A 12,152-nucleotide genomic window follows, 5' to 3' on the forward strand; every position below is an offset into this window, starting at 1 on the left:
TACCGGTGTTGAATTATCAACCCCGATGCTCGCACCTGTTACATTCGGGTCCTGCTACCAGCGAAAACTCAGTCCGGCATAAGGTCCGTGCTGGGTGATGTCATATGCAAACTTGTTGCTGCCCGTTCCGCTGGAGTAGTCGATGTCATAGACGCGATATCCAAGCCGCATGGTGGCACGCTCCGTCAGACGGTAGCCGGCAATGCCGTTGAGCGACCAGGACAGGTTTTCACCCGACACGCCGAAGCCGGACATGTCGCCGCGAAGCACGAAATTCCAACGGTCGTTGAGGACGAAATTGGCCCGGGCGCCGACCACGGGTGAGACCCAGTGCTTGTCCTCGCCGAGATTGGCCGTAAACGGCGCAGGCAGGCCGGGGCGCACATCGATCTTCTGCCGCAGAAAGTTGTAACGCGCACCGGCCGTTACGTCGAATTCGAGACGCTGGGACGTATCGGAGCCGGGCGACAGGGACGCAAAACGGTAGCCGAGCATCGCGTCGATGATGCCCTGACGGATATCGGCCTTCACCGTGCCGCCGGAGGCTGGACCTATACCCTGGTTCTTCAGGCCGAGATTGACATACTGGGCATCGAGCACAAAACCGAAGGCGCTGCCGTCATTGACGTCCCGTGCCCGCCAGGCTTCGCCTCTTCCGGAAATGGCAAAATCCAGAAGTTCAAGCACATCGCCCAGATCCATGTCCAGATCGACAGCACCCCCGTCGACCACCGATGTTCCTTCAACGGAGACCGGAATAAATCCATAGGCGCCAAGTTCGAAGGTCCAGGGCGATGTCTTCTCAACAGGTTCAAAAACGGGTGTCTGCTGGACCGGAAGGTCAGCGGCAACAGCAGCGCCCGACAGCAACACCGTCACAAGTGAGGTTGAAACGAATTTAAAGTTAAGATTGGTCATTGTGTGTTTCCCAGGTCCAAGTCGCCTTCAGTTCGGTCTAACATAATTCAGCCAGGCATCCATCCGAACCATCACTTTCCGGATCAGATGTGTTGCACGAACTGAGTCTGTATAGATTGCCGCGCTGCCTCCAGCTCCACCGATTGGCGTGGCCGTGGCCAAATTAACATTCTTCATTTTCAGAACCACCCCCATCGCTTCGTTCGCTCCATAGTGCGGTGCAAGCGAAGGCAGAATTCCGTTGGGTGGCAGTTGACCTGCCGCATTGATCGACACTTTCGATGCCACCGTGGCTTCAAACACCTTGCCCGGCGCATAGGCAAAGGTGACTTCTGCGACCTGTCCAGGCTGGACAAATCGGGCGCGCGTCTGCGGGACCGCCACAACAACGGTGTTGCTGGATGTCGGAGCGAAGGCCATCCAGGACCTGAGCGGCAGATTGCTGACCCGCTGACCCGGCCGCAAGGTCAAGGCAATGACCATGCCGTCTGCGGGTGCCTGCACCGAGGTCTGTTCCAGATCGTAAATCGCCTTGTCCAGATCGGCCTCCAGCCGGGCGACAGTGGTGTTCACGCCGTCGATCTCGGATGCAAATGCAAGACGTGCCTGTTCTTCGGTCGCCCTGGAACGGTCAACGGAGGCTTCGCTGGCGAGATAAGTCAGTCGCCGTTGTTCGACTTCGCTTTCGCTGAAGGGGGTGCTGCGCGCACCATCACGGACGGCATTTTCATTGGCAATCCGGTAGCGGTCGTAATCGTCTTTTGCCCTGTCGCGGTAAGCCTCGGCTTCTTTGACCGCGGCGGTCGCGGCTCTCAGGCTCGCTTCCAGTTGCGGTACGGCCTGGCGCGCTTCTGCGAGTGCGGCCCGTTTCTGGTCGACAGTCGCCTGGAACGGCACAGGATCGATCTGGAACAACAGCGTTCCTTCTTCAACCGTCTCCAGGGCCCGGACAGGCACGTCTATCACTTCACCGGAGACGTTGGGAACAATTTCGATGACGGATGCATAGGAGCGGATCGGTCCACTCGGCGCACCCCATTGCATCGGGATAAACAGCACGATCAGAAGAAGTACCAGCCATAGCACAGGCGAGACTTTCCAGAACGTGTTGAGGCGAATAAGCCCGGCCTTTACGAGGCCAAAAAGAACGCCGCAATACAGGAGCGTGAGGAACGCAATCATGATGGCACCTCATCGCTGCTCCGTTCCGATGGATCGGTGCCATCGGCATGAGCCCAGATAAATGCCAAGGGCATCAGGATTCCGAGCGTCAACGCGCCCCAGTACCCGCACACGGCGACAGCGGCTGCCTTTGGATGATTGCGCTGCGCCGCGATCTTTCCGGGCCAAAGGGCCAGGAACACCCAGATACCGACGAGGGCGGTGGCCAAAACCAATAGTATGACCAGCGCAAAGACGCTGAGGATATCCATAAGACTGTTCCTCTCGAAACGGACAATCATGAGGGGCGCAACCGCCCCTCATTTTTCTTGTGTTGATCTGGCTCGAGCTTAGTCGTGCGCCGTCAGCGTGGATTCCTGAGGTGTCATCGGCGAACGGTGCGGGAATTGTTTGGTCCGGCCGTAGTGCATGCCCAGCAGTTGCTGCATGGGTTGGACTACCCAAAGGCCTGGATAAAGTTCGCCGTATTTTTCGCCGGGATCACGTTTCACGTTATAGAAATCCATTCCTGGCAGGCCGCCATGGCCTTCCGTGATGTGGATCTTGAAATCATCATAGCGGAAGGCTCCGAGAACAGGGCCACTGTAGTGGGCCATGAACTGACGGCGGCCATGACCTTCACCGTTCAAGAATAGCGCGGTCTGGTCGATCCCGTCGGTGATACGATCATTCGGGATGTTGTCATAGGCTCCACCCAAGCGGGCAGCGGTCGTGAAGAGATCAGTGACATGGAGCACATCGGTCGGGTCTTGGCCCGGTTCGATCATACCCGGCCACCAAGCCATGGCAGGCACCCTGACGCCACCTTCCAGCACATCGCCCTTGGCGCCGCGCAAGAGCGTGTAGCCCGAGGTCGGCCAGAAAGCATACATGGGGCCATTGTCGCTGATCCACACAACAAGCGTGTTCTCTGCAATACCCTCTTCTTTCAGTGTCTCCAGAAGTTCGTCAACATGCTTGGAATGCATTGCCAGGAAGGATGCTTGACGGTTGTTCTTGTCCACGCCAGGAGCGTCGAGGAATTCCTGAGAGTTAGCGATCTGCTGGGCATATGAAGCCCAATAGATGAAGAAGGGATTCTCATCGTCCGCATTGTCTTTTACATATTTCGTGATCTGCGAAATCGACTCGTTTTCGAAGGCTTCCTGACGCTCGGGTGACAAGGGGCCTGCAGTGCCTTCTATCGGCTTACGCCCCGCTCCCTTGGTGCCTACATATCCTCCAATTGACAGGTCGATTCCTGTGCCCTCCTTGTAGGCTTCATACCCTGGGAAGTCGGCAAACGGGAAGGTGCCGCTCTTGTCCTCAAAGGAGGCTTGCCAGTAGTCGGGAGCGCCGTTGAAAAGCCCGTAATAGGCATAGTCAAAACCCTGGTTTTCTGGCGCATGCTCTTCCAGGTCGCCCAAATGCCATTTGCCCCACATGGCTGTGTTGTAACCTTGTTCGGACAATAGTTCGGCAGTCGTGACCTCTTCCGGAGACAGACCATCTTCCATCCCTGGCCAGAGTACTGACAGAAGACCGGTGCGGACAGGATGGCGGCCGGTGTTGATGGCGATGCGGGTCGGGGTGCAAGACGGTTCCGCATAGGCTGACCAGAATCGCATGCCTTCAAAGGCCATTTTATCAAGTTCAGGTGTCGGCGTTCCGCGGTGTTTGCCGCCGCCTTGCCATCCCATTTCCCCCCAGCCGATGTCATCTGTCAAAATGTAAATGATATTCGGTTTCTTGCCGAAGCGCTCTTCGAGAGCTGCCAGCTTTTGACTGATCTCCGCGTCCTCTGCGCTCCATGCATCAGCATTGCGCTGGGCGTTTGCCAACTGAGGCCCATCCGGCTCTATAGCCTGAACAGGTGTGACTGAGGCCATCAAGGCTCCCAGCCAAAGGGCGCCTGCAATTCTGTTTTTCATGGTGGATTTCCTCCGATCCTCTGGTGTGCAATCTAGAGAAGATGTACGGTTCCGTCCACACCAGCTGTACGGTTCCGTTTAGTTGTCTGAATGATCGAATTCGGCTAGCAACTCTTCAATGACGCAGATCAAAAACCTCGGCCGAGTTGGCAAGCAGGAGTGGTTGGAAACCGCTCTTGAGTTGCTTAAGAAGGGTGGTATTGATGCCGTTCGAGTTGAGCGGCTTGCCGCCCGCCTCGACGTTGCAAAGAGCGGGTTTTACTATCATTTCCGTGACCTGGGAGATCTCAGGGACAGTCTGCTGGACCACTGGATCGAGTTGGATCACGAGCCGCAAAGGGCCCTTCAGGAGGCATCCGGATTGGGTCCTGCCGAGCAACTGGCGCTTATTGCCGATGTTGTCGACCAGGTTGACCTTGCGCTTTACGATGTCGCCATTCGGCAATGGGCCCGCATTGACCCGAAAGTTCGCCGCATCTGGCGCGCAGAGAACAAAAAGCGCCTCAAAGTCGTACGACACCTGTTTTCCCAGCTCGGTTTCAGCGGCCATGATCTGGATATGCGGACTCATTTGTTTGTTGCCTATCATCTGAGCGAGCGGGAGGTCTTTCCGAACCTGAAGAAGGCTGATCGCCGGGAACTCAGGTCGCGGAGGCTTAAGTTTTTGGTTCAAACCTGATGTTGCTTTCGGCTCGGTGCGTTTAGTTGGAACGCAACATCCGGCTGGTGTTTGGCCGCGATCGCGTTTGCGTGCAGGCGGGCATCAACCGCCTCGGAAACCGCTACCTCAGCCTCCTCAATTGCGAGGGCGGCAAATTCGATCGCCAGCAGAGCATTGCGCTCCAAATGCTGAGTTCGATGTTCGGCCCGCTGCGCATCGGTCGCCTGTCTCTTGCTCTCGATTAGGGCTTGGATCTGTTCGGCTTTGATTTTCAAGGACTGGTTGATGCCGGTCCAAACGGAAGAGATGTCATCGCCAGCATTGTGAATGCGGGTGTCGAGGTCCTCAATGCGGGCCTGAACGCCGGACTTTAACGCGCTGACCTTTTGGTCCCGAAACCTCTCCTGAGTGCCCCTAAAGGCTGCAATGCGAGCCTCAATATCGCCGACGTGGACAGACAAGTCAGAGAGTTTTTCCGCAAGTGCCGTCACTGCCTCATCTCCTTGTATTTGGCCTGCACACGGCCACAGTTTTCCCGTTCCCTCAAATGCGTGATCTTGAGAGGTGCGCGTTTCTGGTTCGGGTTGTTGGTTGCCTCGTTGGCCTGGGAAGACCCTCTCACAAAAGCGGTTGTGCGCCAATATCGTGATTGGAATATCAAGAATTCTAAAATAGAATACATGATATGGATCAATTTGTTGCAATGCGCGCCTTCGTGCGCGTCGCCCAAACCAGAAGTTTCATTGAGGCTGCAAGACTTGAGGGCCTGGCCCAGGGAACGATCAGCAAACGTGTTGCGGCCCTGGAGACCCATCTCGGCGTTCAACTGCTACGCCGCAATCAGCGGGAGGTAACGCTCACAGCACTTGGCGCAACTTATTATGAAAACAGCATACGGATCCTGGACGCGTTGAATGCAGCGGAAACACAGATCCGGACGGATGCCCAGACCCCGGCAGGTCTTGTACGGCTCTCCCTGTCTCCCGTGCTGTCACGGCTGATCATCGCCCCGCTGGTCGCGGAGTTCGTCCAGGAATACCCGAGGATTGAAGTTCTTTCTTTTCTCACCGAGCAGCATGTCGACATTGTTGGAGAAGGTGTGGATCTGGCGATCCGGGCCCGGCATCTGGAAGATTCTTCCCTTGTTGCTTCACGGCTGTCCTCCAATCCGTTGTCGCTTGCGGCCGCACCATCTTATCTGGACCGGGCCGGACAGGTTGAGACGCCCGATGATCTGTCCAATCATGCCTGTGTGACGTTCAGCCGGATGAAATCGGCTCAAACCTGGCGGTTCACGCGCGAGGGTGAGGAGAAAGAGGTTCCGATCACAAGCGCTTTGATGGCGGATCAGGGCGACACGCTGGTCGAATACGCTGCTGCGGGAGCCGGTGTGGTGATGATGCCGGACTGGGTAATGTCTTCGCATCTCAAGTCTGGACGCCTCGTCAAGTTGCTGCCTGACTGGACACCTCCCAGTATTCCCCTGCACATTGTTTATGCCGCAAGCACGGCTGTGCCGCTCCGCATTCGTTTGCTGACCGACTTCATCCGTCGCAACGTACGCAGCCGGGGTCTCTTGCCTCGTTGAACATGCTGCTGCAGCGCAATGAGGCGGCAGCTATTTTGGAAACCGATCTTTGAGCTCCAGAAGCTCGGGAGCGTCCGGGTTCGCGACGAGGGCCTTTTGCAGGGCCAGTTGCGCTGCGGCTGGATCTTGAAGCGCAAGATTGAGGCGGACCAAAAACACCCAAGCCTGGATCAATTGTGGATCGAGGGCCGTGACTTCAGTGAAGGCTGCAATCGCTGCCGGCCAGTTGCGCATTGCCAGCCCTGCACCGCCAATAGCCATATGTGTTTCGGGAAAATCCGCTTTGTTGGCGAGCGACGTCTGCCATTCCTGCGATGCGGACTGGGCGCTGTCCAAGGCATCGTTTGGCAGTGGGAACTGTCTCAATCCGAGCAGCTGGCGGGCGGCCTCGATCCTGACGACCTTTGCAGGGTCATTGAGAGCCTTTAGGACACGTTCGAGTTTCCTCTGAGGAGACAATCCCCCTTGAAGTTTCAGGGTAGCAGCCCGAACAATCGGGCTGTTGTCATCCAGGAGAGATGCAGCTTTGTCCGGCACACCTGGTTCCATACTCGCGCTCAAGAGGTCGAGCGCCGAAGCCCGTATGATAGCCGGGAAACCCTCATGTTTTGCAATCTGGAGAAGATTGGGGCCGATGCCGGAGGCGCCTGTTCTTGCCGCTTGAAAGGTTTCGCCGAAATGAGGACCGCGGTGCGGGCTGCCCGGAAAGCGCGTTTGCAGCTCTGATGCCGCCCATTGCGGGGTCTTTTCGCTATGGCAATCGGTACAGGCGTTCGGTGCTCCGATTTTGACGGAAAGGTCGGGTCGTGGAACACGGAAGGAATGATCCCGACGTTCATCGATGCCCATGTAGGTGCGCTCGATCATGTGGCACGACACGCATTGTGCGCCAGCAGTACCTGTTTCATGAAAGTGATGAGAGGGATCGTCGTAGTCCTTCAGCGTCAAACTCGGAAAACGCGTGTTGCCGGCCTCGGAATGACATTGGGTGCAAATGGCATTGCCCAGGGCGCGCAGCGCGCCGCTGTGCGGCTCATGGCAGTCGGAGCAGCGCACTCCCTTTTCGTACATCTTTGACTGGAGAAACGAGCCATAAACGTAGACCTCATCGAGGATTTGGCCGTCAGCGTGATATAGACCGTCCCTCAAAAGCGCGAGCCGATACGCATCATGAAAGGGCGTTCCGGGAAGCGGGTTGCCGTCCTCGAAGGGCTCCCGGCGCGCATGGCATCCGGCACATTGCTGGATTTCCGTTTCGGCATTGTCTTCGTTAAACGCCACCAGCAAGCCGGTTGATCCAAGGCCAGGGAAGGGACTCTTGACCGCTCCACCTTGGTTTTCCGCCCAGGCAACATGGGCCGCGCCGGGGCCATGGCAGGCCTCACAGCCAACGCCGACTTCTGCCTGTGTGCTTGCATAGGTGCGCTCCCGGGCACTGTAGTTTTTTTGAAAGCCGGTCGCATGGCACTCGGCGCAGCGCGCATTCCAGTTCTTGTAAGGTCCGCTCCAATGAAAGCCGTCTTCCGGTTTCAGCTCCTGATTCTCGTAAATGTGGTACCAGGTCTTCAGATCCTGATCCCAGGCGACATCAAGAGATTGCAGGCGTCCAGGTTCGGTTTCGATCAGGTATTGCTGCAGGGGATAGACGCCACCGACCCCGACGACCTTCAGTACCTTTGGTCCATCGCGAATGTCGGTTGTTTCGATGAAATAGTCCCCGTTCTTTTGAAAGAAACGGGTCGTTCGGCCCCGATGCGTGAACTCAGCGTTTTCAAAATCGCCGTCCACTGTTGTTTTTGAGGGAAGCATCCAGGCTTGTGCATGGTGAGACGTCGCCCAGGCATCCGCCTCTGCCTGATGACAGCTGGTGCAGGAAGGGCTGCCGACGTAATCAGGGGGCATCGGGGTTTGTCCTTTCGCCAAAGTGAGCGCGCTAAAGAACAAAAAGAGTGAAGTGCCCAGAGCGGCAGATACCTTCATAGATGCAATCCAGTTGGCTAGCCGGGAAACGTGGCAAGGCTGAAAAACGGAGATGCTGCCAAGGTAACCGTTCTCAAGCTATTGTCACTACACCGACTTTCGAACAGAGCGAACAACCTCTCGGGTGCAGGCATTCATCTCGGATGAACCGCAGTTGATTTGATCGACATCGGATAGCGATATCTGCACACCCTTAGATTGCGTTTCCAGCGCGCGCCGCGAGCAAAAACTGTTTCTTGGTTAGCTGGTGTATCATGCTCTCAGGCACGACGAATTGCCTGTTGAGCTTAACACCCATTCCTCCCAAGCAAGCATTATGTCCCGCCGCTGCTCGAGTAGATCGGTTCTGTGATATGCGGCCTCGGTCGCATTTTGAATCGTATGGGCAAGGGCTCTTTCAGCCAGATCCCGTGGGTATCCGTTCTCCGAAGCCCAGTCTCGGAAACTCGACCTGAACCCATGTGCTGTGGCCAAGCGCCCCGGAGTGTCGCTTTCTACCTTGTGATCCCGTAGACACTTGGTCAGGGTCATATCGCTAACTGGTGTGTTTTTGCGTGAGGGAAAGACCAAATTGGTCGCCTCCAAGTCAGCTTCTTCCCGCAGCCTTCCGAAAAGCCTGATCAAATGGGGTGAGAGAGGTACTCGGTGAATAATTTTCGCTTTCATGCGCTCAGCTGGCAGGGTCCAAATACCCTTCTGCAGGTCCAGTTCTGACCAGGACATCTGTCTGATTTCACCTGAGCGGGCCGCTGTCAGGATCAAAACTTCAAGCATGAGTTTTGATCGAGTTTGCAAGCCAGCGTGCAAAACGTCTCGTACAAAATCCGGAACAGCGCGCCAGGGAACCGCTGGCTGATTGATCACCCGCTCCCGCTTGCCGGGCTGTTTCGGCAACAGTTGACCGACAACGCCGACCGGGCTCGCAATTATGAAACCACGCGCAGCACACCAATTCATGACAACGTCACAGCGTTGTTTGACCCGAGAAGCGGTTTCAGCCTTCTCCAACCAGATCGGTTTCAAAGCAGCAGCGAAATCCGCTGCTGTTAGGTTTGAGACTTTAACCGCCCCAATCGAAGGGAAGACATACTGCTCGAGTGTGTTGATCCACTGACCGGAGTGTTTTTCATTGCGAAACCCTGGGCTCAAATCGCGGTACACTTGGCGCGCAGCTTCGGCAAATGTCGGCATAGACATTTTCCGTTGCTCGGTTTCCAAAAGTCGCTTTCGCTCGTTAAGCGGGTCCTTGCCGTTCTCAAGCAATCGACGCGCCTGAAATCCCTTTTCCCGCGCGTCTTTTACAGAAACAGCCGGATAGCTGCCCAGCCCCATATCTCTGCGCTTGCCGGTTTCCGGTGACACGAACCGGAATACCCACTTTGCGTTGCCAACCGACTTACCGGGAAAGAGATAGAGTCCTCGAATGGTTCCGTCCGACACCGGCTTGTCGCTTGGCTTGGTCTTTCTCGCTTTGGCGTCAGAGAGCATTTCCGTTTCCTATGCAGATTGGACGTTTCCATCAAAACCATCATCTGGACCATCATGAAGAGTGCGACTTGATGAGGCTTCAGGAGGCCAATTAATATGAGAACGTTATCCGAAATACGAAATATGTAAATGAAAATAGGTATTTGCAAAATCCATTAATGTTGAATGACACTAAATGAGACATGTATTATGGCGGACCTTGGCTCCACCATTTCTTCTCTTCCGACAATTCTGATTTGATCTCCTCTGGGAATGCGTGTCCTCATGCGGTTGCCGGTCTACGCGGTTTTCCACCTTTCGCCAGGACTAATGGGCGTTGGCATCGTGACGGATCCCTTTCCATCGGACCGCACTGGCTTGTGAGATGAGAATCAGAAAGCCTCGCACGCCGAACGGGTAAGAAGTGAATGGGGCTTTTCTGGACAAGACGCTTCAGCTTGGACGAAGTTTGCGCGGATCAACGACAGGGCGCTTTCACATGGCCGACAGCAAAACGATCCGCATCTATGACGAAAAGGCCGGTGACTATGCTGCGCGGTTTGCCAGCAGCCGTCCAAGCGGCTCCCTGCAGGCATTCATGGCGCTGCTGCCCGAGCGCGCACGGGTTCTCGACTGGGGCTGTGGACCGGCGACAGCGTCCGCGCATATGCAGGACGCGGGGTTCGACCCGGACCCCGTGGATGCTTCCCCCGAAATGGTGGCTCTTGCGCTCAAGCAATTCGGACTGAATGCGCGCTGCGCAACCTTCAGCGATCCCTTGCCATCTGCGCACTATGATGGCGCGTGGGTCAATTTCAGCCTGCTGCATGCGTCACGTGCTGCGCTGCCGGGGCATTTAAGGCAGCTTCACGAAGCGCTTCTGCCTGGCGCCGTTCTTCACTTGGGCATGAAGCGGGGCAGCGGAGAACAGCGTGACCGTTTCGGACGGTTCTATGTCTTTTATGAAACCAGCGAGTTGACGGAGCATCTGGAAACGGCTGGCTTTCAGGTCACGCACACCCATGAAGGCGAAGAGGCGGGGCTCGCCGGAACAATTGATCCCTTCGTGTTGCTTTTGTCGCAAAAAGCCTGAAACCGTCGCCACGATCTGGAGGATTACAAAGGCCCTGACTGGCGTTTCGAGCTTAGGGGCTGGATGGCAAGGTCACGCGAACACTGGTCTTCCCGCCTGTAACAGCAACGACATCCGCCCAGCCTCCATGGGCCTGTGCGATCTTGCGCACCAGAGGCAGACCGAGGCCGTAGCCGTCAATGTTCTGTCGATCCGGGCCGCGGTAGAAAGGCTGGAAAACTGTCTCGCGTTCGGCCATTGATATGCCCGGGCCCTGGTCGCAAACATCCAGCGTGACGACGTTCGCAGAGGAGCTCAGCGTCACTGTGACCGGCTGGATCCCGTGTTTAAGACCGTTTTCAAGCAGATTGGCGAGCATGCGATGCAGGAGACGGGGATCGCCCTCGATCTCCGGTGCGGTTCCGGAAAAGGAGCAGCCCTCGAACCTGGCGCATTCCTCCGCAATCAAGGCAAGGAGATCGACCGGCTCACGGCTGTCAAGCGGCATCGCCGCGTCCAGCCGGCTCATCATCAGGATCTCCTCGATCAGCGCGTTGAGGTCGGCAATGTCCTGTTTCAGGGCCTGCTGACGCTCTTCAGACGGCCGGTCCTGCTCCATCTCCAGGCCCAGCTTGATGCGGGCCAGTGGTGTGCGCAGTTCGTGGCTGGCATTTGCCAGGAGCAGGCGATGCGCCGAGACCAGCTTGTCGATCTTGTCGGCGGAGGCGTTGAAACTGCGTGCCAGCTGCGACACCTCATCCAGGCCCTTGACGTCGACACGCGCCTTCAGGTCGCCGGCACCGATCCGCTCCACCCCTTCCTGCAATTGTTCCAGGCGTTTGGTCAGCCGGCGCGCGACCGGATAGACGCCGACACCGACACAAAGACCGATCAGGGCGAGGGCGGCCAACAGGTTCACGACCGGCGCCGCACCCGGACGCCGTTCCGCATCTGCCACGAGCCAGCGCCCGTCCGGGAGGGACAGGGCGACAACCGGGCCTCCGTGTGCGCGAAACCAGCCGGTCTGGCCGTGGAACCGGTCATCGGGCATGTCCGGGTCGCCCCACTTGGCGATCAGGCGGCCGGACGCGTCGAACATCTTCAGTTCCAGCTCGAGATCCTGGCCCAATCGCTCGATTGTCGCCTGTTGAGTGGCAATGCTGGCACCGGGCGGGGGCAGGGTCAGTGCCACAAAGCGGCTGATGGAATCAAGCACATCGCGGTTGACCCGGTCGCGGCCGTACACCTCCCACAAGAGGGCAGACAGGATTACCACCAGGAGCAGGCTGGCCAGCATGACGCCGTAGATCTGCAGGTAGAGCCGTCGCATCAGGAACGGGGCAAACAGCTTGCGAAACGGATGGATCATCTGGC

At 57.0% G+C, this 12,152-nt stretch carries 11 protein-coding genes; 3 read left to right on the forward strand and 8 right to left on the reverse strand.

The window, feature by feature from the left end:
* Positions 1-54 precede the first annotated feature (54 nt).
* The 4 genes from CHH27_RS22355 to CHH27_RS22370 form a co-directional block, all read right to left on the reverse strand.
* Entirely contained in the window at positions 55-918 is an 864-nt protein-coding gene (locus CHH27_RS22355) for an outer membrane protein (RefSeq protein ID WP_157739046.1), read from the reverse strand.
* Between the two features lie 27 nt (positions 919-945).
* Positions 946-2,100, reverse strand: coding sequence for an HlyD family secretion protein (locus CHH27_RS22360; RefSeq protein ID WP_094073553.1), 1,155 nt, complete (start codon positions 2,098-2,100; stop codon positions 946-948).
* Positions 2,097-2,351 carry a DUF3302 domain-containing protein gene (locus CHH27_RS22365; protein WP_157739047.1) on the reverse strand — a complete coding sequence of 85 codons (255 nt, stop codon included), beginning with the start codon at positions 2,349-2,351 and terminating at the stop codon, positions 2,097-2,099. Before CHH27_RS22365 ends, CHH27_RS22360 begins: the two co-directional genes overlap by 4 nt.
* Positions 2,352-2,429: 78 nt before the next feature.
* Positions 2,430-4,010: a sulfatase-like hydrolase/transferase gene (locus CHH27_RS22370; RefSeq protein ID WP_094073555.1), complete on the reverse strand. Its 1,581-nt coding sequence runs from the start codon at positions 4,008-4,010 to the stop codon at positions 2,430-2,432.
* Positions 4,011-4,128: 118 nt separating this feature from the next.
* On the opposite strand from CHH27_RS22370, the gene CHH27_RS28675 reads away from it, so the two are divergent.
* The gene (locus tag CHH27_RS28675; protein WP_094073556.1) at positions 4,129-4,689 is read left to right on the forward strand and encodes a TetR/AcrR family transcriptional regulator; all 561 of its coding nucleotides are present in this window, start codon (positions 4,129-4,131) and stop codon (positions 4,687-4,689) included.
* Here CHH27_RS28675 and CHH27_RS22380 read toward each other — a convergent pair.
* A complete protein-coding gene (locus CHH27_RS22380; protein WP_094073557.1) occupies positions 4,680-5,162 on the reverse strand; it encodes a hypothetical protein in 483 nt (160 codons plus the stop codon). The two genes, CHH27_RS28675 and CHH27_RS22380, sit on opposite strands and share 10 nt — an antisense overlap.
* 194 nt (positions 5,163-5,356) lie before the next feature.
* On the opposite strand from CHH27_RS22380, the gene CHH27_RS22390 reads away from it, so the two are divergent.
* Positions 5,357-6,259 carry a LysR family transcriptional regulator gene (locus CHH27_RS22390; RefSeq protein ID WP_094073559.1) on the forward strand — a complete coding sequence of 301 codons (903 nt, stop codon included), beginning with the start codon at positions 5,357-5,359 and terminating at the stop codon, positions 6,257-6,259.
* Positions 6,260-6,289: 30 nt separating this feature from the next.
* Here the strand turns inward: CHH27_RS22390 and CHH27_RS22395 are convergent, their stop codons facing one another.
* Entirely contained in the window at positions 6,290-8,239 is a 1,950-nt protein-coding gene (locus CHH27_RS22395) for a multiheme c-type cytochrome (RefSeq protein WP_094073560.1), read from the reverse strand.
* Positions 8,240-8,491: 252 nt separating this feature from the next.
* Positions 8,492-9,727 (reverse strand): tyrosine-type recombinase/integrase, encoded by a 1,236-nt coding sequence (locus CHH27_RS22400; protein WP_094073561.1) that lies wholly within the window; start codon positions 9,725-9,727, stop codon positions 8,492-8,494.
* A 478-nt stretch (positions 9,728-10,205) separates the two neighbouring features.
* Between CHH27_RS22400 and CHH27_RS22405 the strand changes: the two genes are divergently transcribed.
* Positions 10,206-10,799, forward strand: coding sequence for a bifunctional 2-polyprenyl-6-hydroxyphenol methylase/3-demethylubiquinol 3-O-methyltransferase UbiG (locus CHH27_RS22405; protein ID WP_094073562.1), 594 nt, complete (start codon positions 10,206-10,208; stop codon positions 10,797-10,799).
* Between the two features lie 52 nt (positions 10,800-10,851).
* Here the strand turns inward: CHH27_RS22405 and CHH27_RS22410 are convergent, their stop codons facing one another.
* On the reverse strand, positions 10,852-12,147 hold the full coding sequence (locus CHH27_RS22410) for an ATP-binding protein (protein ID WP_094073563.1): 1,296 nt from the start codon (positions 12,145-12,147) through the stop codon (positions 10,852-10,854).
* Between the last annotated feature and the right edge of the window lie 5 nt (positions 12,148-12,152).

It is taken from the genome of Labrenzia sp. VG12 (assembly GCF_002237595.1).
In the GTDB taxonomy this organism is placed as follows: Bacteria; Pseudomonadota; Alphaproteobacteria; order Rhizobiales; family Stappiaceae; genus Roseibium.